The following is a 22,766-nucleotide window of genomic DNA, read 5'->3' as shown; positions in this document are numbered from 1 at the left end:
AACCGTAGTCGGTGGCCGCCCGGCGCCTAGGATCGCGGGAATGACCACCGCTCCCCCGCAACGCCGCGACCCGGTGCACCCCGACCTGCGCGACGCGGTCGCCGACGAGTCGTCGCTCCGCCGGTTCCTGCACGGGCTGCCCGGGGTCGACCCGGTGGGAGTGGAGTCCCGGGCCGCCGGGCTGGCCACCCGGTCGATCAAGGCGGCGTCCAAACTGCGGGCCATCGACCTGGCCATCTCGATGGTCGACCTGACCACCCTGGAGGGCTCGGACACCCCGGGCAAGGTCCGGACGCTGGCCGCCAAGGCACGCCGACCCGATCCGGCCCAGCCCGACACCCCGGCGGTGGCCGCCGTCTGCGTCTATCCGGACATGGTCGCGGTCGCGGCCGGTGAACTGCGCGGGACGGGGGTCGGCATCGCCTCGGTCGCCACCGCCTTCCCGTCCGGACGCTCCTCGCTCGCGGTGAAACTGGCCGACACCCGGCTGGCCATCGACTCCGGGGCCACCGAGGTCGACATGGTGATCGACCGCGGCGCGTTCCTGGCCGGGCAGTACGGCAAGGTGTTCGACGAGATCCGGGCGATCAAGCAGGCGTGCGGCGCGACCCGGCTCAAGGTGATCCTCGAGACCGGCGAACTGGCCACCTACGACAACGTGCGCCGCGCGTCGTGGCTGGCCATGCTGGCCGGCGGCGACTTCATCAAGACCTCCACCGGCAAGATCGCCCCCGCCGCCACTCTGCCCGTCATCCACGTGATGCTGCAGGCGGTGCACGACTGGTTCGCACGCACCGGCGAACGGGTGGCGGTGAAACCGGCCGGCGGCATCCGGAACACCAAGGACGCGCTGCGCTACCTGGTCGCCGTCCGGGAGGTGGCCGGCCCGGAGTGGCTGGACCCGTACCTGTTCCGGTTCGGCGCCTCCTCCCTGCTCAACGATCTGCTGATGCAGCGGCAGACCCAGCTCCAGGGCCACTACAGCGGCCCCGACTATGTGACGGTGGACTGATGACTGATCTCGACGGTGGACCGGCCCCGGTCGACCCGCACGTCCCCGGCAAGCGGGGCGCGGTCGACTGGGACTACGCGCCAGCGCCGGAATCGGCGGCCATCGGCCGGGTCAAGCAGCGGTACCAGATGTTCGTCGGCGGCCGGTTCGTCGACGGCGGCGGCGACGACCTCGAGACGCTCAACCCGGCCACCGCCGAGCCCCTCTCGGTGGTGTCGACGGCGTCGGGCGGCGACATCGACACGGCCGTCGGACATGCACGAAAGGCCTTCGACGGCAGCTGGTCCCGCCTGTCCGGGGCCGAACGCGGCAAGTACCTCTTCCGCATCGCCCGGGGCATCGCCGAGCGGGCCCGGGAGCTCGCGGTGGTCGAGACGCTCGACAACGGCAAACCGATCAAGGAGTCCCGCGACGTCGACGTCCCCACCGCGGCCGCGCACTTCTTCTATCACGCGGGCTGGGCCGACAAATTGCGGCACGCCGGATACGGTCCCGACCCGAAGCCACTGGGTGTCGTCGGGCAGGTGATCCCGTGGAACTTCCCGCTGCTGATGGCCGCGTGGAAGATCGCCCCGGCCCTGGCTGCGGGCAACACCGTGGTGATCAAACCGGCCGAGACGACGCCGTTGTCGATCCTGGTGCTGGCCGAGATCCTGGCCGACGCCGACCTGCCGCCCGGGGTGGTGAACATCCTGCCCGGAGCCGGCGACATCGGTGCCGCCCTGGTCAACCACCGGGGCATCGACAAGGTGGCCTTCACCGGGTCGACCGACGTCGGCAAGCAGATCCAGCGTTCGCTGGCCGGGACCGGCCGGAGGCTCACCCTCGAACTGGGCGGCAAGGCGGCCAACATCGTGTTCGACGACGCACCGATCGATCAGGCGGTGGAGGGGATCGTCAACGGCATCTTCTTCAACCAGGGTCACGTGTGCTGCGCCGGGTCCCGTCTGCTGGTGCAGGAATCGGTCGCCGACGAGGTGATCGACAAGCTGCAGCAACGGATCTCGACCCTGCGGCTCGGCGATCCGATGGACAAGAACACCGACATCGGCGCCGTCAACTCGGCCGAGCAACTGGCCCGGGTGACCGCTCTGGCCGCCACCGGCGAGGAGGAGGGCGCCGTGCGCTGGACCTCCCCGTGCCCGGTTCCGGACCGTGGTTACTTCTTCGCCCCAACGGTTTTCACCAACGTGTCGCAGTCGATGCGGATCGCCCGCGAGGAGATCTTCGGGCCCGTGCTGTCCGTGCTGACGTTCCGCACCCCGGACGAGGCGGTGGCCAAGGCGAACAACATCCCGTACGGGCTCTCGGCCGGCGTGTGGACCGAGAAGGGATCGCGGATCCTGGGCATGGCCTCGGCCCTGCGGGCCGGTGTGGTGTGGGCCAACACCTTCAACCGCTTCGACCCGACGGCCGCGTTCGGCGGCTACAAGGAATCCGGGTTCGGGCGCGAGGGTGGCCGTTCGGGCCTGGCCGCTTACCTGGACACCGACGACGAGGGGGCGTTCTGATGGCGGACGAGCAGCGGACGGCCGACCCGTCACCGGGTGACCGGCTGACGGTGGCCAAGACCTACAAGTTGTTCATCGGCGGAGCTTTTCCCCGCTCCGAGTCGGGGCGGACCTACCCGGTCCGGGACCACTCCGGGGCGTTCCTGGCCAACGCGGCCCGCGGATCCCGCAAGGACGCCCGGGACGCGGTAGCGGCGGCGCGCAAGGCGTTCGGCGGCTGGGCCGGGGCCACGGCCTACAACAAGGGCCAGGTGATCTATCGGATCGCCGAGATGCTGGAGGGACGGCGGGCCCAGTTCGTCGAGTTGCTGGAGGCGACCGGCCAGAAACAGGCCGGCGCGGCGGTCGACGCCTCGGTCGACCGGCTCGTGCACTACGCCGGTTGGACCGACAAACTCGCCGCGGTGTTCGGCGGCGCCAATCCGGTGGCCGGCCCGTTCTTCTCCTTCTCCACCCCCGAGCCGACCGGGGTGGTGGCCGCCGTCGCGCCGGCCCAGGAATCCTTGCTGGGCCTGGTCAGCGTCATCGCCCCGATCATCACCTCGGGCAATACGGTGGTGGTGATCGCGTCGGAGGAACATCCGTTGGCCGCGGTCGCGTTGGCCGAGGTGCTGGCCACCTCCGACCTGCCCGGCGGCGTGGTCAACATCCTCACCGGCGACCCGGCCGAGATCATGCCGCACCTGGCCGCGCACGGGGACGTCAACGCGCTCGACCTGACCGGCGCCGAGGGCGATCTCCGGACCTCGCTGGAACAGGCCGCGGCGGGCACCGTCAAGCGCGTCTTCGCCCCGACCCGGTCCGATTTCGGCCGGCCTCCCGGCACCGCGCGGCTGCGGGCGTTCCTGGAGACCAAGACGGTCTGGCATCCCACCGGCGCGCTGTCCCTGGGTGGGGGCGGCGGGTACTGATCGGTCCGGCCGCGTCTCAGAACGCGGTGAACTTCGCACGGGACAGCACGAACCCGTGGTGGTCGAAGTTCTCGCAGCGGACGCCGCCGGTCTGGGCGACCACACAGATGACGTCGCCGCTCATCGCCAGTTGACCGTAGGCGATGGGCTGGCGGCCGGCGTTGACCATGGTGTCCCCCTGGCAACCGGAGAGGGTGGGGGTGCCGCCGGCCGGCCATCGGACGATCGTCCCTGGCTCACCGACGCAGCCCGTGGGGACCGCGAAGTCGGTCTTGCTGATCGTGCAGTCGACCTCGCCGCTGCCGTACGGCTGGTCGACGCACCACAGGTTGCCCGAGGCCGAGACGATGCCGCCGCCGAGATCCAGGATCTTGGCCGCCGAACCGGCGGTGTAGCCGGCGATCGGCGGCGTGCCCGAGCACGGACCGGTCTGCGGCGTCGTGGGTGGCGTCGGCGGCTCGAACGCCGGGGCCGAGCAACCGGTCTTCGTGATCGAGGTGGTGACCGTGTACGTGACGTACGCCTTCGGGGCAGCGGCGTAGCTCACGCCGTAGTCGTAGAACGCGACCGTCCCGACGATCAGGGCGTGGGTGGCGTCGGTCGAGCGGAAGTCGAACCCGCCCTCGGACGCAATCTCGGTTCTGGTCAGGTTCATCAGCCGACCGTTGACCACCCGCGCCACCGCACCGAAGGCGGTGTGGGCTCCCGGGACGCCGCTCATCAGACAGGTCGGGGCGCCACTGACGGTGAGACAGGTCAGCACCGGGTGCGCACCGAGGTCGCGCGTACCCAACTGGTCGTAGACCTGGCCACCGGACAGCAGGAGCATCAGCGAGGCGGTGGCGCCGGCGTTGACCACGGCCACACTCCATCCGCCGGGCAGGCCGACCCGGGCCACCGCCGGGCACGACTGGTCGGACCAGCAGGCCGGGGCCGCGTTCGGCCGCGGGGTCACGGGGCGGCCGGTGGTCGAGGGATTGCTCCCCGGCGTGGACGGCGCGGTGCTCGCCGGGCCTGAGGTCGGTGTGGTCGTCACCGTGACCGTCCGACCGACGGTCGGACTCGGCGCCGGTTCGCTTGCGCCCGGCGACGACCCGGTCGAGTCCGGCGCCGCCGTCGAGGCGGGTCCGGCGGAGACCGTGGACGCGGCGACCGCCTGGCCGCCCTCGGTGACCGAGCAGCCCGCAAGAATCAGTACGGCCAGGATGAGGGAAGCACCCGTGATCGCTCGTCGCATGTGGTCTCCGCCGCCGTTCGGTACACCGTTGTGAGGCCAGAGAATACCGAACCGGCGTGCTCGGCGACGGCGTTCTGCGACTCCTCGCGGGACCGCTCTCCGGCTCCGGGCACCGACTCCGACCTGCGAGATTGCTCACCATGGAAAGAGGGTGCCCCGCACTCAAGTAGCCTGGAGGGGTTGCCCGTATCGAGGAGAACTCTGTGTCCCAGCCTGTGTCGTTGCCGTTGCGTGTCGCCGTCGTCGGCGCCGGACCGGCCGGAATCTACGCCTCCGACATCCTGACCAAGAATGACCCCGATGTCACGGTCGACATCTTCGATCGGCTGCCGACCCCCTACGGCCTGATCCGCTACGGCGTCGCGCCGGACCACCCGCGGATCAAGCAGATCATCGTCGCGCTGCACCGCGTCATGGAGTCCGACCGCATCAACTTCATCGGCAACGTGCACGTCGGCGTCGACATCAAGGTCGACGAACTGCGCGAGTTCTACGACGCGATCATCTTCGCCACCGGCGCCGAACGGGATCGGCCGGCCGACCTGCCCGGGATCGACCTCGACCGCAGCTACGGAGCGGCCGACTTCGTCGCGTTCTACGATTCGCACCCGGACCGCGAGAAGACCTGGGACCTCACCGATGCCCACTCGGTCGCCGTCATCGGCGTCGGCAACGTGGGCCTGGATGTGGCCCGCATGCTGGCCCGCACGGCCGACGAGCTGCTCTACACCGACATCCCGGAGCACGTGCACGCCGTCCTGCGGGACTCGGCCGTCACCGACGTCCACATGTTCGCCCGTCGCGGCCCGGCCCAGGCCAAGTTCACCCCGGTCGAGCTCCGCGAACTCGACCACTCCCCCAACCTGCAGGTGCTGGTGCAGCCGGAGGGGATGGAGTTCGACGCCGGTTCGCAGGAGGCTCTGAGCAAGTCCAAGTCGCTGCGCATGGTGGTCGACGTGCTCAGCGAGTGGGCCATCCGGGACGCGGATCCGAACTTCAACCGGCGGATCCACATCCACTTCCTCGAGAACCCGATCGAGGTGATCGGCGAGGACGGCAAGGTGGTCGGGCTGCGCACCGAGCACCAGGAGCTGACCGGCGACGGCAATGTTCGCGGCACCGGCGAGTTCACCACCTGGAACGTCCAGGCCGTCTACCGGGCCATCGGGTACCGCTCCGAGGCGATCGAGGACCTTCCGTTCGACACCCGCAACTTCGTGTTGCCGAACCGGGCCGGACGGGTCATCGACCTGGACGGCGAGCAGCTCTCCGGCATCTACGCGACCGGATGGGTCAAGCGCGGACCGGTCGGCCTGATCGGACACACCAAGTCCGACGCCGCCGAGACGGTGGCCAACCTGCTGGCCGACGCACCGAGTCTGATCAAGGCGCCGGTCCGCGACCGTGAGGCCGTGCACGCCCTGCTGGCATCGAAGTCGTTGCCGGTCACCGACTTCGAGGGCTGGGATCGCCTGGACGCCCACGAGCGGTCGCTCGGCGAGCCGGCCACCCGTGAGCGCATCAAGCTGCACTCACGCGAGGACATGACGCAGATCGGTCGCGCCGGCGCACGCTGACCGCGCTCCGGTCGTCACCTGCGCCGGAGGTCCGCTCGGTGACTCGTGATCCGAACGGCGTCCGCTGTCGCGTTGCCGTCCTCCAGCCGCCGCGCCCCGCACTCCTGGGGGCGTCGCGGCCCACCCGTTCGGCCGCGACCTCGAAACCGCACGGCCGGGAATACCGGTTCCGATTCGTCGGGATCGCTCAGGTCTTTCCCCGGCCGACCCGAGTACCGTGGTTGGTGAAAGTCCCTGTGCCCCTGGCTGCTTCGCCGATTGTTCGGACGATCACCCTCTCCTGCGATCCGGACCGGCCGGGCCGTGGCGGCGTGGTTGGCGTCGTTCTGCGCCCGAGCAACCACGATCGGTGAGCACGAGGGCGATGATCGACTGGCGCGTGACGGGAGCCGAAGGAAGTGCCGTGATGACATACGCAGTCCATCTCCGGGCCGTCCAACAGGTGCCGTCCGTCTTCGACGTCGACCTGCCGGTATTCGACGACCGGCCGGTCTGTTCCGGTGAGTTCCGCGGCTCGGTGTTCATCCTCGACGAGCAGGGCATTCAGCAGGCCGTGGCGCCGTGGCCGGTTCCCACCGACGAGGAAGCCGACGTCACCCTGCAACGGTTGGGCCTGGAGCGGCTCACCACCTGGGAGCACGACGAGTTCGGGCGACGCACGGCCCACGTGACGCCGATCCGGACCGGCGCCGACCGGTCCGATCGCTGGCCCCCGCAGCAGCTGCAGACCATCGGCTGACCAACGGCCGTCCGGGGGAAGCCATGGGGTCCGATCGCACTGCGCGGCCATGGCGGTTCGGACCGGTGATTCTGTTGCTGGCCGCCGGCTTCCACCTCTACCGGCGTCAGCTGGTGGAGGCCGCGGTCTTCGGCGCGGCGGGCGCCGTGCTCATCGTCGACGACCTGCACCCGATCCGGGCCCATCGCGTGGGCTGGGCCCGGCCCACCGCGACGATGTCGGTGGCCGGGGCCGGGGTCGTGGGCGCCGCGATGGGGTTGTCCCCCCGGTACTCCGGACTCGACATCGTGGCGGTGGCGAGCGCGGGCATCACGGTCATGGCCCTGACCTGGCCCGGCGGCGCAGGGCCGACGGGCCAACCGGCCCGCACCCTCCCGCGACGGACGGTGGCCGCGTGGTCGTCGGCCGCCGTCGTCACCTGCCTGGTCGAGCTGTCCGCCTACGGCTTGGGTGATGCTCGCCATCGGGGGAACAGTCTTCCGACCCTGTCCGATCTGATCGACCCGGCCCTGGGCCACTGGTTCTGGCGGGTGCTCGCCGGCGGAGTCTGGGTGGCGACCGGCGTGACCTTGGTGCGCTGGTCCCTGACCCAGGCGCCAGCGGCGGAGGAGAGTCGGCGACCGGAGTTGCCCCCATGACCAGGGTTCTCACCATCGCCCTTTTCGTGGCCTGCGGTCTGGGTCTGGCCGTGTTGCAGTGGCGGGGCGCGTCGGAGCCGGGACGCGCCGGGACGCTGGGGGCCGTGCTGCGGTCGACCATGTCGCACCGCTCGTCGCGCATGACGGTCGTGGTGTTCTGGTGGTGGCTCGGCTGGCACTTCTTCGTCGAGAGGTAGCGGCACCGTCACGGTCCGCGACGACGCCGCGGATCCGAGATGACGGTCGGCGGGCGTCGGGCCGAACGGCCAAAGACCGACCCGGGCGGCCTGCCGGGGTCGGGTCGGCGCCAGGCGCTACTCTGCTCGGACGGCGCCGCAGGTGCGCCCGATCACCTCGGCCGCGCCGCACGCCGGTCCCGAGCACAACAGGAGGAACGAACGATGTCGCAGAAGGTCCAGGGCGTCATTTCACGTGCCAAGGACGCGCCGGTCGAACTGGTCACCGTCGTCGTCCCCGACCCCGGACCCGGGGAGGCCGTGGTGAAGATCCAGGCCTGCGGCGTCTGCCACACCGATCTGCACTACAAGACCGGTGGCATCGGCGATAACTACCCCTACCTGCTCGGACACGAGGCGGCCGGCATCGTCGAGGCGGTGGGCGACGGTGTCACCGACGTCGCGCCGGGCGATTACGTCGTCCTCAACTGGCGCGCCGTCTGCGGGCAGTGCCGTGCCTGTCTTCGCGGCCGTCCCTGGTATTGCTTCAACACTCACAACGCCAAGCAGAAGATGACCCTGGAGGACGGCACCGAACTCTCCCCGGCCCTTGGCATCGGCGCCTTCATCGAGAAGACACTGGTCGCGGCCGGCCAGTGCACCAAGGTCGACGCGACCGCCCCGGCCACCGTCGCCGGCCTTCTCGGCTGCGGTGTGATGGCCGGTCTCGGAGCGGCCATCAACACCGGCGCGGTCACCCGCGGTGACAGCGTGGCCGTCATCGGCTGCGGCGGCGTCGGTGACGCGGCCATCGCCGGTGCCCGGCTGGCCGGTGCGAACAAGATCATCGCGATCGACATGGACCAGCGGAAGCTGGAATGGGCCAAGGACTTCGGCGCCACCCACACCATCCTGGCCTCCGACGGTGACGTGGTGGAGGCGATCCAGGGGCTCACCGGCGGCTTCGGTGCGGACGTCGTCATCGACGCCGTCGGGCGTCCGGAGACCTGGAAGCAGGCGTTCTACGGTCGCGACCTGGCCGGCACCGTCGTCCTGGTCGGTGTCCCCAACCCGACCATGCAGCTGGAGATCCCGCTGATCGACATCTTCGGCCGTGGTGGCTCTCTCAAGTCCTCCTGGTACGGCGACTGCCTGCCGTCCCGCGACTTCCCGGTGCTGATCGACCTGTACCTGCAGGGCCGGTTGCCGCTGGAGAAGTTCGTCTCCGAGGAGATCGCGCTGACCGACATCGAATCCGCGTTCGCCAAGATGGACCACGGGGACGTGCTCCGCAGCGTGGTCGTGCTGTAGAGCCGTCCGGACGAAACAGGGCCCCGACGCGACGCGCCGGGGCCCTCTTTCGGTCAGGCCCGCGTCACCAGCATGCGGCGGCCGCCGAGTCGAAGGGTGGCTGGCAAGGTCAGCGGCGTGGGCACCCCCGGGGGGCAGGCCGACAGTTGGCCACCGTGTTCGACCAGGACCCCGTTGGTGGAATGTCGGTCGGTCACCACGATGCCGGCGGCCGACGGCGTCAGCAGCAGATGCGTCTTCGAGAAGCTGAACGTCATGTCGGGAACCGCTTGGAGGACGGCCTGTTCGCCGTCCATCGGCGCCGGGTCCCGGCCGAACAGCGTCGGCGAGTCGACGGTCACGATCTCCCCGCTGTCGAGTTCGACCCGAAACGTGCCGCCCATATCTCGACGACGGGCCGTCGGGTGGGCTCCGGCCTCTGCCGCGCGGCCGACCCCCGGGACAGCGGTGATCATCTCCCCCGGTGCTCCGACCGGTATCGGCCCCACCTCGGGGACGGCCGGTCCCGGAGGTGACCACGCTGACGGTCCGGCAACGGTGGGCGCACTGCGGATCTGCGATGCGGCAATCCGCATCGTGTGATCAGCGGACCCGGACGGCTCCGGCTCCTGGGCCCCAGGACGTTCCACCGCCGCGTAGGGAAGTCCGTACCAGGCCGGTTCCGTGGCCGGCCGCCGCCCGGCGGTGACGACCGCGGCGAGCTGGCGATGTTGGTCCGACGCGGACGCGGGGAGCAGCGTGTGCCGGTGGGCCACGATGCGCTGCACAAGTTCCCAGGCCAGATCCGCGGCCGCGAGGTGTCTGGTGGTGACCAAGTCGACGTACTGGCGACCGGCTTGCGACGCCGGGAGGTTGGGGTCCAGGAAGAGAATCCGGATGTCACCCGGGTCTCGCCGGCCGGCCCGGGGCCGGACCAGGAGGTCGGTGATCCAGGGGAACAGGATCTCTCCGGCCCACTGTCCGGCGGCTTCGCTGTGGGCCAGCAACCCAAGGCGGCTCGCCGTCCGGGTGATCACGGTCTGCAGTCCGACGCTGTTGAACACGACCCGGCCCTGGTCGTCCGGGTGTTCGAGCTCGCCGGCGGCCACACTCAGCAGATCCGTCGGGTCGGGTTGCTCTCCGTCGCCCGGGCGCATGACCAGTCGGCCGGCCGGATCGACCAGCGGCTGTTCGGCGCCCGGTGGCCGCCCAGCCATCACCTCACCCAGGACGGTGATCTGGCCGAACAGCACGAACGTCATCCCCTGCGCACCTGCATCTCCCGATCTCCGAACCGCACCACCGACCCGGGCCCGGCGACCATCGGTTCTCCGGCCCGACACCGGGTGGCGATGCCGGCGGTGATCACCACCACTCCGTTGGTGGAGTGGCGATCGGTGACCAACATGACGTCTCCGGCCGGCTCCAGTCTGACATGCGTCTTGGAAACGGTGCGTGTCTCGTCCCGGGAGGACCACCAGCGCAACGTCGCCCTCCCCGGGCCGACGCGACGGATCGCGACCGAAGACCGACGGTCCGGCCAGCGGAACCGCCCGTCCGTCGTCAAGGGTGACCGCCCAGGCGGGAGCGATCGGGTGGCCAACCAACCCCGGCCGGGGCGGCGCCGGCCTCACGGCGGGGGCGATGACCGCTGACACCGCCACCGGAACCGGACGAACCATCGGAACCGGCCGAACCGCCGGGACCTGCCCGGCGGCGCGACGGCGCGCCTCCTGCATCCGGCGTGACGTGCCGGTGAGGGCCCGGCCGAGACTGGTGCCGCGCGTCAGCAGGCCCACCCACACCAGCAGGTACAACCCGGCGACGACCGACAGCCAGAGCACCAGGGGACCGCCGAGGCGGCCGCTCCAGCGACCCCAGCCGGCCAGGGAACCAACGACGACGGGCGGCCCGAGGTCGATGAGCAGCGCGATCCCGTAGGGCGAACGCGGCCGCTCCGGAGGAGCCGCCCCGTGCCGGGGGTGGGACGAGGGAAGGCAGGGGCTGGTGCCCGCGTCGACGCCCACCATCCCGACGACCGGCAGGGGGCGTACGGCCGGCGTCGACCGCTGGGGACCGGCCGCGCGACCGCAACGCGGGCAGAACAAGCTCCCCACCGGCGGCGCCGAACCGCAGCCGCCACAGATCGCCGCGGTCACGTCAACCACCTGATCCGGTCCGACGTGGGCGCCGCCCGGCCCGCCGACGTCCGGGCGGTGCCCACGTCAGGACCGGACGGCCGGTTGCCGGTCGCCGATCAGCGCCGTGTCCATGATCGATCGGATCTCGGCCAGGTCCAGGGTGCGGGCCGGTGAGACCGTACCGACCAGCTCGACCAGGTCGGTGACACCGTCGTGTTCGACCACGAAGATGCGCCAGGACTGGGCCAGGGTTCCGGCCTCGGCATGACGGAAGGCGAATTCCCGGGCGTAGCCGTTCCGCCCGGCGGTCTCGATGATCGCCCGCCCGATGTCCTGGACGTCGGCCAGGGACGCCACGCCCTCATCCACGATGGCGGCGGCCGTCTGGAGATCCACGGTGTTCTCCACCCGCTGGGTACGCACGATCACGTTGGAGACGAACTGCCCTTCGTCGACGCGCCGGTGTGCGGCGAGCACCGTCGCCGGCACCACCACGCCCGACCATTCCTCAGGCAGCACAAGGGACACCGCCGGCAGTGCCGGGAAATCCTCACTCGGGAATCTGATGGTCGAGTTCGACATGACCATGGCCTTTCGTTCGTTGCGGACTGATCTCTAGAACCAGCTGCTGATGTCGTGGACGACGCTGTCGCCGACGCTGGCGATGCCACCGACGGTGTCGGAGATGCCGTTGACCATGTCCTTCGGACTGAAGTCGACGTCGAAGCCGACCTCGGCACCGAGCCCCAGTCCGGCTCCCACATCGAAGCCGAGATGCACGTCGTCGTAGCCGATAGCCAGGTCACCGGACGCCTTGGCGCCGATGCCGGCCCACGCCGATGCTGTGGTCGAGCTGTTCATCCCCAGGACCGACGTCGTGTAGCCCGCACTGGCCCGGGCGCCGGCGAAGGCATCACCGCTGAAGCCGCCGGTGACCTGTGTGGCACTGATCGTGCCGTTGACCGATCCGGTCGCCGAGGCGCCGGCCATGGCGTTCGCCGTGCCGGAGACACCGACCGGCCCCAGGGACAGGTTGCCGTCGGCGTTGGCCTGGGCACCGGCGAAGGCGCCGGCGTGGGCCTGGCCGGTGGCGCCGTCCGGACCGATGCGGCCGGACGCGTCGGCATTGGCCTGGGCGCCGGCGAACGCGTCGCCGTGCGCGGTGCCGTTCAGGGGTCCGGCGTGCAGGGATGCGTCACCGGAAGCCCAGGCACCGGCCCTGGCGCTGGCGTCGGCCGAGCCGGACATGGTGTTGCCGTCCATCGAGCCGGAGGCGTGGGCGTCGGCCTGGGCGCCGGCGCCGGCCGTGCCTCGGTAGTCCAGCGGACCGTAGCTGCCCTGGCCGCTGACCTGGACGTAGCTGGGATGGCCGTTTCCATCCGTCACCGTCCCGGTCCCGGCCGTGGTCAACCCGGCCGAGCTGACACCCGAGGCGTTCCCGTCGTACGACGAGCTCGTGGCGTCCTGGGCGTCGGCGTTGCCGAGGGCCTTGGCCCCCAGTTCGTCGATCTCCTTGGCCAGCGCGTCGATGATCGCCCGGTACTGACCGGTCCACAGCTGCGTGAAATGGTCGGAATCCTGGCCGTGCCAGGATTGTCGCGCCCGTCCGGCCGTCCGATCGACGGTGGTGACGACGCCGCGCAGATTCAGCGACTGAGTCTGCAGATCACGCCCGACCTGCCGGATCACCTGCAGGTCCATCCCGACGAATGCCATCGTCACCGCCATCCTTTCTTGCCCGAGGACCTACCGACCGGCGATCAGTAGGAGTTGGAGGTGCGCTCCTGCTCACCGGCGTTCTTGATGGCGGCCTTGCCCAGATCCTCGATGTCGGACTGGATCTTGCGCAGCTGGCCCTGGTACTGCCCGTGCCAGAGCTGCTCGAAGTGGTCGGAATCCTTGCCCTTCCAGTTCTGCTTCGCGTTGTCCAGCAACTTGTTGATCGCGTTGATCGACGTCTGGATCGCCTGGGCCTGGGTCCCCAGATCCTTGCCGATCCCCTTGACGACATCAACATCCATTCCGACGAGCGACATGATGAATGCTCCTTTCAAGAGCAGAGTTCAGGCTTTGGGGCTGACGTTTCGCCGCCCCGATCCAGACGATGATCGAAATGTAATTCGCAATTCGTGATGGGGCAATGGGCACAACTACCCATGCCTGCCGGTCAGTAGGAACCGGACGTGCGCTCCTGCTCACCGGCGTTCTTGATGGCGGCCTTGCCCAGATCCTCGATGTCGGACTGGATCTTGCGCATCTGGCCCTGGTACTGCCCGTGCCAGAGCTGCTCGAAGTGGTCGGAATCCTTGCCCTTCCAGTTCTGCTTCGCGTTGTCCAGCAACTTGTTGATCGCGTTGATCGACGTCTGGATCGCCTGGGCCTGGGTCCCCAGATCCTTGCCGATCCCCTTGACGACATCAACATCCATTCCGACGAGCGACATGATGAATGCTCCTTTTCAGCGTCTTTTTGATTCCCCACCCCCCGGCGGGAGGTGAGACCAAAGTTATGGGATCTGGTCGGAACCGGCAATGGGCAGCACTACCCATCCCGTTCTCCCCTGACGGGCGGTCAGCTGGCCTCGACGAACTGCACCTTGGTAACGGACCCGTTGAGCACGAACGCCCCGCCGCAGACGGCGAAATCTTTGCGTTGACCGCGGGGCAGGTCGGTGCGCAGCAGGTTGTCCCCGTCAGCCTGGTCCGGCTGGACCAGGAACCCCTTCCGCTGTCCGCGCAGCAGCTTGAGCAGGTCGCTGTACTGCGACCAGGTGCCGGTCTCGGACTCGGCGATGACCCCTCCACCCGCCCGGCCGAGGGCCTGGGCCAGGTTGAACACGGCCTGCTCCATCGCCGTGCCAACCAGCCCGGCCACGTCCTCGACGAACAGCACCGTCGTCGCGGCCGCGGCGGCCACCGCGGCCGTCCAGCGCTCGAGGTCGTCGTCGGTCCGTAGGATCGCCGTCCAGGGCAGCGACGGTTCGACCGCGGACTTCCGGCCGGACACCAGCAGGCGCTGGATGCCGGGCCGGTCCCGGGCGATGGCCGCCGCCAGACCGACCAGCACGTCGGGCGTACCGGACCCGGGCGGGCCGGCCAGAACCCAATAGCCCTCGGGCTCGAATTCGATGGGGGCCAAGGTGTTTCCGGCGATCCCGATCGGCACCCCGGATGTGCCCGGCGGTAGCTCGGCCAGCAACACGCGGTTCGGCAGGCGCCCGATGGCCGGCGCGTCGACCACCCCACGTGCCCGCAGGGTCCGGGCCAGATCATCGACCGCCTTGGACTGCACGGCCAGGTTGGGGCTGCCGCCGAGCACCGCCACCTGCAGGTCGAGACCGTCCAGGACGCCCCGCCCGGGCGGGGAATTGCCGTCCATGGCGTCGGCCGGCACGCCCAGGAAGTTGTAGTCGCTGTCGTCGGCCAGACGGAGCACGGCCGTCCGCTGGATCGCGGCCCGGAGCGAGCTGGGGATCGACGCCGCCCGGTCCGCGGTCACCACCACGTGGACGCCGACCGGACGGCCGTCGGCGGCGATCTGGGTGAACATGGCGAAGATCGACGCGACGGCGTGACTTTCGTACTGCTGCCGGAAATTGGCGATACCGTCGACCAGCAACAGGATCCGCGGCTCGTCGTGGTGGCCGCTGATGTCGCGGTACTCGGTGATGCTGCCCGCCCGGACTGCGGCGTACCGACCGGCCCGCTCGTCCAGCACCGTCTTCAGCCAGCGCATCAGTCGGTTGATCCGCTCGTCGTCGTCGCCGGAGATGATGCTGCCGACGTGGGGCAGCGTTTCGAGCATGCGCAGCCCCGACGAGCCGAAGTCGAGCCCGTAGACCTGGCACGGCCCGGATCGGGGGGTGATCCCGGCGGCCAGCGCGACGGTGCGCAGCAGCGTGGACTTCCCGGAGCCGCCGGTGCCGTAGACAGCCATGTTGCCGTCAAGGTCCGGGTAGAAGTACGCCGTCCGCTGCTGCTGGGCGTTCGGATCGTCGATCACCCCCAAGGCCAGTTCGCGATCTCGCCGCTGGCCCAAGAACTGCAGGTCGTAGGTCGGCGCCATGTCCGGCAGCCAGGGCTTACGCGGCGCCGGGATCTCGGCCCGGCCGGCGGCCTGGGAGATGGTGGCGACCAGCCGGACGATGTCGGTCGGGCCGAGATCGACGTCGGCACCGCGATCTTCGACCTGCGGCTCGTCCCACGGCCGCCCCGGCCCGAAGGCCAGCTCCCCCACACTGACCTGCGCCGCGGGCGCGTCACGCTGCGACCACCCGCCGACGTAGCCGGTCTGGAAGCCGGCGATCCGGCCCGGCCCGGTCTTGGCCGCACCGCGTCCGGGGATGTCCGGCGAGAAGCCCGCGGCCAACGGCACCCCCAGGACATCCGTCGAGTCGTTCTCGTCGGCCATCCGCAGGGCGATCCGCAGGTTGGTGTTCGCCCGCAGGTTGTCCTTGATGACACCGGCCGGCCGTTGGGTGGCCAGGATCAGATGCAGACCGAGGGAACGGCCGCGCTGCGCGATGTTCACCACCCCGTCGACGAATTCCGGCACCTCCTGCACCAGCGCGGCGAACTCGTCCACCACGATCACCAGGCTGGGCGGCGCCTCCGGGTCGCCGCGCCGTTGCAGTTCGAGCAGGTCCTTGGCCTTCTTGGCGTTGAGGATGTGTTCCCGGTGGCGCAGCTCCGCGTTCAGGGAGGCCAGCGCCCGGCGGACCAGGTGCGGCGAGAGATCGGTGACCAGGCCGACGGTGTGCGGCAGGTGGACGCAGTCGGCGAACGCGGCACCACCCTTGTAGTCGACGAACAGGAAGGTCAGCGTGTCGGGCGAATACCCCGCGGCCATGCCGAGCACCCACGACTGCAGGAACTCGCTCTTGCCGGCCCCGGTGGTACCGCCGACCAGGGCATGCGGGCCCTGGGTCCGCAGGTCGAGGGCGAGCGGCTCGCCGGCGGCCTGACCGACGACGGCCCGCAGGCTGGTCGTCTTCCGCGGCACCGGCGCTGCCGCCGCCCGGTCGATGACTGACTCGGACTCGTGCCACCGCTCCAGGACACTGGCCGGGTCCTGGGCCAGGTCCGTCCCGATCAGCGTCAGGAACGAGATCGAGCGGGGCAGATCCGACTCGTCGGCGATCCCCGCTCCGGCGTCGGCGACCGGGGCCAGCGCCCGGGCGGCCAGCATGGCCGCCTGCTGGTCGACCGTCTCGCACACGACCGGGGCGACACCGAACGCCGTGGTGACGAACCCCGCCGTCACCTCGCCCGTTCCCGGGTCCACGGTCACGTAGGTCCGGCAGGCCGCCGGCAGCCGCTCCTGCGACGCGGCCACCCACAGCACGTGGATCCCTTGCTCCGGGCCGTTCTCGGCGATGCCGACCAGCCGGTGCCGTTCGACCGGGGCGTCGTCCTCGACCAGGACCAACAGGGCCGGCATCATCCGCTTCCGGGGATCACGCTTGACGGAGCTGCGATCGACGATCAGCTGCTCGATCTCGGCGATCAGCCGGGTGCCGGCCCCGGTCTCGTCGGCCAGATGCCCGATCGACAGTGGCGAGTACGCAGAACCGTTGTGCGGCAGCCACTTCAACGCATCCCAATCACGGCCGCTGTCGCTCGAGGTGACGGCGGCGACGGTCAGATCGGCCGGCGAGTGCAATGCGGCGAACTGCAGCAGCACGCCGCGGGCCACACCGACGGCGGCCGACCGAGGACCGGCGATCCCGAGGCCGCCGCACGCCGGCAGTTCCACGACGACCGGAACCCCGTGCACCAGAGCCACTTCGGACTGCAGCTCGGTGAGCATGTGCCAGTGTTCGGCTTTGGCCCGCGCCCGCGACGGCAGCACCACCGTGTGCCGGCTGGGCAGGGTGCCGGTACCGAGCCGGGCCGTCAGGAACCGGTCGTGCTCGCCGCGACGGGTCCACAGCAACGCGGTCTGGCGGTGAATGGCATCGACCGAGTCCGTGGTCGACGGTGCCTCGGCCAGCCGCCCGACCTGTTCCAGTGCGAGCGCCTGCCGCAGGTCGATCCGGAGCGCGCGGAGCGCCTCCTCGAACACCGCGGTGGCCTCGCGGAGGTTCCGCCTGCTCTGCAATCGCTCGTCCAGGTAGGACCCGATGACCAAGATCGGCGACAGGGCGACGAACAGGACGGACAGGGCGCTGCGGGTGAACGCGAACAGCGCCGCTCCCATGATCAGCGGAGCCAGCATGGCCAGGATGGGCAACCGGGCCCGGGGCGGGCGCTCCGGGGCCTCTGGGGCCTCGAACCGGAGCCCGGCGTAGGTGGGGTCGAGCCGGGGCGAGCGGTTGAAATCGACGTCGGCCGTCGCCGTCGGCGACGACGCGGACGTCCGGTGCAGGGTGATCCCGATAGCGGTGTCACCGACGATCACCCGATCCTGCGGCCGCAGCACCGCCCTGGGCACGGCCACTCCCCCGATCACCAGACCGTTGGCCGAGCCCAGGTCGATGATCTCCGCGGTGTCGCCGATGGTGATCCGCGCGTGACGCTTGGAGACCAGCGGATCGGTCAGCCGGATGTCGCAGGCCGGGGCCCGGCCCAGGAAGCAGGTGCCCTCGCGCAGCGGGATCGTCCGCCCGGCCTCCGGCCCGGTCAGGACGGTGAGGGTGGCCGCCGAGGGGCCTCCGTTCGCGCCCGGCGCGTGCCACTGCTCGGTGACCGCCGCCAACGAGACGAACGAGCCGGACCGAAGTCCGCTGGTGGCCAACGGGATGCCGGCGGCCAGCACGGATGTGGGCCCTTGCGGGCCGCCCGCGTGCACCCGCAGGGTCAGTACCGGCCCGTCGCCGGCCGTGCCGCGGGCCGATGCCTCGCCGGATCGAATGGCGGACACCGATAGCCGCGGGGCGCGTGCGCCCTGGGCCTGGCGCACCGGGTCGCAGCGCTCGACTGCCGAGGCCAGGTCGCCGACGGACACGGTGGCGTCCACCGTCGCGACCAGATCCACCGTCTGGCCCCCCGGTCGTACCAGCGTGAACTTGAGCTTCATCTATCGGCGCCCGTCTTCTCGGCGTAGGGACGCGATGGAGACCCGGGCCCGCAGGCGCCGCCACCTACCGTGTCCGGTCTGCAGGCCGAGCAGGGCCGCGTCGACCTCGGTCCAGAACCGGGCGGCCTGCTCGTCGTCGACGGCATCCGGCCCGAACACTCTCGCGTCGGCCTCCCGGGCCAGCAGGACGGTGCCGGTGGCGAATCGTTCGTCAAGGTCGGCAGCGGCTTCCGAGCGGGTGCGTCTGTCCGGCACGGCCCAGCCGAAATCGGTCGCCTCGTCCAGCACCTGGTTCCACCCGCCGGATATGCGGTCCGGGGGCGCAGGGGCGTTCCGGCGCCGAGCACGGCGGCGGGCCTTGAGCCACAGGATCAGGGCCACTCCCGCCGCGATCAGCAGCATCAGGCCGCCGGCCCCGAGGCCGATGGCCCACCAGAATCCGGAAGCGGCGCTGCCGGGCGGCGGAGGGTCGTTCTTCTTGTTGTCGTCGGGGTTCTTGTCGCTGGACTGGCTCTGATCGACCTCGGACGTCTTGGCCTGACCGGGCGGCGGGGGTGGCGGCGGCGGCTGGACCACCTGGGGTTTGGGCGCCGATTGCCGAGGTATCGGTTGCGGCGCCTGTGAGTTCTGGTCCGGGGTCGGGTCGAACGACACCCAGCCGACCCCGGCGAACGGCACCTCGACCCAGGCGGTGACATCCCCTCCGGTCACCGTGACCGGCGCGGTTCCGTGCTTTCCGGTGGCGAATCCCATGACGACCCGGTTCGGGATGCCCTGGGACCACAGCATCATCGACAGGGCCGGGGCGAACTGCTCCTGATCACCGATCATCTGCGGGTCGGTCAGCAGTCGCGTGAGCCGGTCGATGCCGTGTCCGGAGGGCGATTGCCGCGTTTCGGTCTTCGACCCGTGGCTGAGGTGCCCGGCCGCCTTGAGACCGTCGGCCATGGCCTTGGCCTTCGCGTAGGCGCCGTCCACCGCACCGGTGTACTTGGTCGCGGCGGTCCGGGCCGCGTCCGGGATCTTCGCCGGCGCGACGATCCCGGTGGAGTTGTCCACAGCTGCCGAGGCCATCTGGCCGTCGGTCGGATCGGCCGGCACGAGGGCGGTGAAATCGTAGGTGTCACCGGGCCGCAGACCATCGGGCTCGACACCGACCGCACTGCCGGTGGCGTACCGGAAGGCCTCGGTGAGGGTGGCCGCCCGATCGCCGGAGAACTCGATCCCGGTCAGATGGCCGGCGGTCGGCAGATACACGCCCTGATAGCCTTGGACGGTCAGGTGGGCCGAGACCTGTGTTCCGGTCACCGATTCGGCGATCTTGTCCCCGACCCGGGCGAACGCTCCGGTGTCGGAGGTGACGCCGAACGCAACGCCGTCGTAGGAGTCCAGCGCGGCCAGCCGGACGTCGACGTCGTCCGGCAGTCCGCTGATGCTGAACAGCTTGACCTTCTTCGCCTCGTCGGATCCGACGTAGTTGCGGAACCCGGACAGCGGGCTCGGGTAGGTCTGCGGGTCGAACGGCGGATTGACGTAGGTCCGCAGCGCCACCCGGGGACTCCCGGGCGCCGTGGGTCCGCCCGCGAACAGCACCGCGGCGACGGCGGCCGCCAGCACCAGGATTCCGGACACCGGTTTGCGGAGGTTCAGCCGGGCGTCCCCCACGCCGACCGCCGAGGCCAGGATCAGTCCGCCGACGGCCAGCACGCCGCCGGAGACCAGCGGCAGGTGGGAATCCGAGGTGCCCATCAACGCCGCGACCGCCAGCATGACGGTCGGCGCCAGCAACGCGAACAGCGGCCGGCGGGTCCGGACGGCGATGGTGGCGCCGACGTGACTCAGCACCAGGGTAGACAGGAAGACCGGCACCAGCAGCGCCCCCGACGAGCCGACCGGGACGGCGACCGTGAGTGCCTGCCGCCACGACGTGACGACTCCCAGGACCAGCAGCCGGGTCGATTCCAGGGTGGGCGCGATCCCTCCCGCCGCGACGCTCGGAGTGGCCAGGGCAGCTCCGAAGAGAAGGTAGGCCACCACCAGCCCCAGCACCGAGAAGAACCACGGCAGAGCGAGCCTTGCTGCACCCCAGGCCACCAGGGCGCCGGTCGCCGCGCCGCCCACCGCGGCGACCAGCCAGCGTTGCCCGCCGTAGGCCGGTTGCAGGGCCAGGGAGCCGGCCACCACCAGAGCGGCGATCCCCACGGCGAGAACGAGCGTGGCCGATGCGCGCCGGCCGCTCCGGGTCGCCGGCCGGCCGGCGACGTATGCCGTCATGCGCGCACCGCCCGGAGGGCGCGGGCCAGGTCGTCGAGGGCGCCGATGGTCAGGACGGGAAGGGAGCCGACGCGTCGGACCGCGATCGGCGCGCCTCGTTCCACCCGGACCGCGACCACGCGCACGCCGACCGGGAAAGCCGTGGCCGCGGAACGGATCTGCGCCACCGTCGGCTCGCTCCCGCAGAGGACGATCGCGACCGACACGTCAGGCACCGTGGCCGCCGTGTTCCTGGCCGCCGTGGCCACCCCGTCGGTGGTGTCGGACCATTCGACTCCGGCGATCCCGTCAAGCAGTCGGCGGGCGGTGGCGGCTCGGAGCGGCCGGTCGCCCGGGACGACCGACACCGCCCGTTCCTCGCGGAAGGCCTGCACGCCCAGCGAGGCGGCCGATGCGACGGCGATCTCGAATTCGGCTTCGCTGCCGTAGTCCTGCATCCGCACCGAGAGGGCGACGGCCAGGTGGGACCGTCTGGTCTCCTCGAACTGACGCACCATCACCACGCCGGTCCGCGCCGTCGTCTTCCAGTGGATGTACCGCCGGTCGTCACCCGGAACGTAACCGCGCAGGGCGTGGAACGACACGTCGTTGTTCGACAGTTCCTTGGTCGCCTCACCCTCGAGATCCTGGATGAACCCCGGGCTGGTGCCCTCGAGCGGGACGGTCCGCGGATGCACGTACAGCAGTTCCGGTTCGGTCCACCGGACCGACCGGCGGAACAGGCCGAAGGCATCCCCACGGACCGATCGCGCCGGGCCGACCACGATCACCCCCCGCCGCGCGGTCGGGATGACGAACAGTTCCTCGTGCACCGCGTCCTTGGCCAGCGACGGGATCGAGATGGACGGGATCGCCGCCCCGACCGGCAGTTCCATCCGCACCGGCAGCAGGCGGGAGCCGGAGGTGTTGCTCACCAGCATCCGGCCGGTGGCCGGCTCACCGACGACGACCCGCTCGCTGCGCAGGTCGAGAACGACCCGGTACCGCGACCGGCCGACGACGAACACGGACGCGACCACCAGCGCAGCGGCCAGGGCCACCGCCACCACCGAGAGTTCCGGCCAGCCGGTCCATCTCGAGGCGGCGAAGAACACCACGGCGGCGCCCACCGCGGTCCACCCGATCGGGGTGACGACCCGTAACCCTCGCCCGAGGCCGGCCTGCGGGCGCCGGCCACCAGCGGTCGGTCCGGTCCCGGGTGCGGCCGGACGGGGGGCGAGAAGACTCACGGGTGACTCCTGTGGATGGCGAGATCGGACGACGGGCCGGGCTTCACGCCCGGCGCTGCGGCGGGGCGATCTCGGTGATGATGCGGCTCAGGACGGCCGGGACGCTCGCCCCGGCGAATTCGGCCTCCGGGTCGAGCAGGATCCGATGGGCCAGGACGGGTTCGGCCAGAGCCTTGATGTCGTCCGGCACGACGAAGTGGCGCCCGTTGGCGGCGGCCCAGGTCTTCGCCGCCCGCACGAGGGCCAGGCATCCGCGGACCGAGACCCCGAGCGTCGTCTCGGGCGCGAGGCGGGTGGCCTCGGCGATGTGCGAAACGTACTCCAGCACCGAGGGATCGACGTGCACGGTGGAGGCGAGCTCGATCATGTCGATCACCGCCGCGCTGGTGATCAGCGGCGCCACCACCTTCGGCCGGCTCCGGGTGCCGATCGCGCCCAGGATCTCCACCGTCGACGCGTGGTCGGGGTAGCCCAGCGACGCTTTCATCAGGAACCGGTCCAGCTGCGCCTCGGGCAGCCGGTAGGTTCCGGCCTGTTCGATCGGGTTCTGGGTGGCGATCACCATGAACGGATACCCGACCTCGTGGGTCTCGCCGTCGACGGTGACCTTGGATTCCTCCATCACCTCCAACAGCGCCGACTGGGTCTTGGGCGAGGCCCGGTTGATCTCGTCGGCCAGCACGATCGACGCGAAGATCGGGCCCTGGTGGAACTGGAAGTGCCCGGTCTGCTGGTCGTAGATCGTCACTCCGGTGACGTCGCTGGGCAGCAGATCCGGGGTGAACTGGATCCGGTTGGTCGTCCCCTGCACGGTCTGGGCGAGGGCACGGGCCAGAGACGTCTTCCCGGTGCCGGGGAAATCCTCGAGCAGCATGTGACCCTCGGACAACAGGCACGTGAAGGCCAGCCCGATGGTGCGCGGTTTGCCCAGCACCACCTGGCCGACGTTGGCGACCAGCTTGGAGAAAGTCTCGGCAAACCACTGTGCGTGTTCGGGGGTCATCGTCATGAAGG

General features: G+C 70.5%; 19 protein-coding genes. 8 read left to right on the top strand and 11 right to left on the bottom strand.

The genetic code is table 11. The features are described from left to right. Window positions 1–40: 40 nt before the first annotated feature. Genes deoC through BLS97_RS13360 form a run of 3 tightly spaced genes read left to right on the top strand, consistent with a single transcriptional unit; the run spans window position 41 to window position 3,434 of the window. Window positions 41–1,012 (top strand): deoxyribose-phosphate aldolase, encoded by a 972-nt coding sequence (gene deoC, locus BLS97_RS13370; protein ID WP_090476619.1) that lies wholly within the window; start codon window positions 41–43, stop codon window positions 1,010–1,012. After that, on the top strand, window positions 1,012–2,523 hold the full coding sequence (locus BLS97_RS13365) for an aldehyde dehydrogenase family protein (RefSeq protein WP_090476617.1): 1,512 nt from the start codon (window positions 1,012–1,014) through the stop codon (window positions 2,521–2,523). The genes deoC and BLS97_RS13365 overlap by 1 nt, the downstream gene beginning before the upstream one ends. Next, window positions 2,523–3,434, top strand: a complete 912-nt coding sequence (locus BLS97_RS13360; protein WP_090476615.1) for an aldehyde dehydrogenase family protein — start codon at window positions 2,523–2,525, stop codon at window positions 3,432–3,434. The genes BLS97_RS13365 and BLS97_RS13360 overlap by 1 nt, the downstream gene beginning before the upstream one ends. A 16-nt stretch (window positions 3,435–3,450) precedes the next feature. Here BLS97_RS13360 and BLS97_RS13355 read toward each other — a convergent pair whose 3' ends face one another. Beyond that, on the bottom strand, window positions 3,451–4,671 hold the full coding sequence (locus BLS97_RS13355) for a hypothetical protein (protein WP_157695403.1): 1,221 nt from the start codon (window positions 4,669–4,671) through the stop codon (window positions 3,451–3,453). 215 nt (window positions 4,672–4,886) lie between these two features. On the opposite strand from BLS97_RS13355, the gene BLS97_RS13345 reads away from it, so the two are divergent. From BLS97_RS13345 to BLS97_RS13325, 5 genes are all read left to right on the top strand, one after another. Then, window positions 4,887–6,248, top strand: coding sequence for an FAD-dependent oxidoreductase (locus tag BLS97_RS13345; RefSeq protein WP_090476610.1), 1,362 nt, complete (start codon window positions 4,887–4,889; stop codon window positions 6,246–6,248). Window positions 6,249–6,654: 406 nt separating this feature from the next. Then, a complete protein-coding gene (locus BLS97_RS13340; RefSeq protein ID WP_157695402.1) occupies window positions 6,655–6,987 on the top strand; it encodes a hypothetical protein in 333 nt (110 codons plus the stop codon). Between the two features lie 65 nt (window positions 6,988–7,052). Beyond that, window positions 7,053–7,625 (top strand): hypothetical protein, encoded by a 573-nt coding sequence (locus BLS97_RS13335; protein ID WP_157695401.1) that lies wholly within the window; start codon window positions 7,053–7,055, stop codon window positions 7,623–7,625. Continuing rightward, complete coding sequence (locus BLS97_RS13330; protein WP_090476604.1) at window positions 7,622–7,822, top strand: DUF6186 family protein; 201 nt, start codon at window positions 7,622–7,624, stop codon at window positions 7,820–7,822. The genes BLS97_RS13335 and BLS97_RS13330 overlap by 4 nt, the downstream gene beginning before the upstream one ends. Before the next feature lie 204 nt (window positions 7,823–8,026). Beyond that, on the top strand, window positions 8,027–9,112 hold the full coding sequence (locus tag BLS97_RS13325) for an S-(hydroxymethyl)mycothiol dehydrogenase (protein ID WP_090476602.1): 1,086 nt from the start codon (window positions 8,027–8,029) through the stop codon (window positions 9,110–9,112). Between the two features lie 53 nt (window positions 9,113–9,165). Here BLS97_RS13325 and BLS97_RS13320 read toward each other — a convergent pair whose 3' ends face one another. The 10 genes from BLS97_RS13320 to BLS97_RS13275 all read right to left on the bottom strand — a co-directional run bounded on the left by BLS97_RS13320 (window position 9,166) and on the right by BLS97_RS13275 (window position 22,761). Further along, window positions 9,166–10,353, bottom strand: coding sequence for an FHA domain-containing protein (locus BLS97_RS13320; RefSeq protein ID WP_157695400.1), 1,188 nt, complete (start codon window positions 10,351–10,353; stop codon window positions 9,166–9,168). Then, window positions 10,350–10,577: an FHA domain-containing protein gene (locus BLS97_RS22895; protein ID WP_331710740.1), complete on the bottom strand. Its 228-nt coding sequence runs from the start codon at window positions 10,575–10,577 to the stop codon at window positions 10,350–10,352. Before BLS97_RS22895 ends, BLS97_RS13320 begins: the two co-directional genes overlap by 4 nt. Before the next feature lie 739 nt (window positions 10,578–11,316). Further along, a complete protein-coding gene (locus tag BLS97_RS13310; protein ID WP_157695398.1) occupies window positions 11,317–11,814 on the bottom strand; it encodes a hypothetical protein in 498 nt (165 codons plus the stop codon). Between the two features lie 33 nt (window positions 11,815–11,847). Next, a complete protein-coding gene (locus BLS97_RS24230; RefSeq protein WP_157695397.1) occupies window positions 11,848–12,954 on the bottom strand; it encodes a hypothetical protein in 1,107 nt (368 codons plus the stop codon). Between the two features lie 38 nt (window positions 12,955–12,992). Then, window positions 12,993–13,268: a WXG100 family type VII secretion target gene (locus BLS97_RS13300; RefSeq protein WP_090476594.1), complete on the bottom strand. Its 276-nt coding sequence runs from the start codon at window positions 13,266–13,268 to the stop codon at window positions 12,993–12,995. 131 nt (window positions 13,269–13,399) lie between these two features. Beyond that, on the bottom strand, window positions 13,400–13,675 hold the full coding sequence (locus tag BLS97_RS13295; protein ID WP_090476592.1) for a WXG100 family type VII secretion target: 276 nt from the start codon (window positions 13,673–13,675) through the stop codon (window positions 13,400–13,402). A 128-nt stretch (window positions 13,676–13,803) separates the two neighbouring features. Next, window positions 13,804–18,249, bottom strand: a complete 4,446-nt coding sequence (locus BLS97_RS13290) for an FtsK/SpoIIIE domain-containing protein (protein ID WP_090476590.1) — start codon at window positions 18,247–18,249, stop codon at window positions 13,804–13,806. Next, window positions 18,250–20,523 carry a transglutaminase family protein gene (locus BLS97_RS13285; protein ID WP_090476588.1) on the bottom strand — a complete coding sequence of 758 codons (2,274 nt, stop codon included), beginning with the start codon at window positions 20,521–20,523 and terminating at the stop codon, window positions 18,250–18,252. It abuts the gene before it with no gap. After that, a complete protein-coding gene (locus tag BLS97_RS13280) occupies window positions 20,520–21,752 on the bottom strand; it encodes a DUF58 domain-containing protein (protein WP_090476586.1) in 1,233 nt (410 codons plus the stop codon). The genes BLS97_RS13285 and BLS97_RS13280 overlap by 4 nt, the downstream gene beginning before the upstream one ends. A gap of 43 nt (window positions 21,753–21,795) precedes the next feature. After that, window positions 21,796–22,761 (bottom strand): AAA family ATPase, encoded by a 966-nt coding sequence (locus BLS97_RS13275; RefSeq protein WP_090482158.1) that lies wholly within the window; start codon window positions 22,759–22,761, stop codon window positions 21,796–21,798. Between the last annotated feature and the right edge of the window lie 5 nt (window positions 22,762–22,766).

Origin of the sequence: Nakamurella panacisegetis, assembly GCF_900104535.1 — a bacterium.
GTDB lineage: Bacteria > Actinomycetota > Actinomycetes > Mycobacteriales > Nakamurellaceae > Nakamurella > Nakamurella panacisegetis.
Note: the sequence above shows the minus strand (reverse complement) of the source record. Positions and strands in the feature narration are given on the sequence as shown.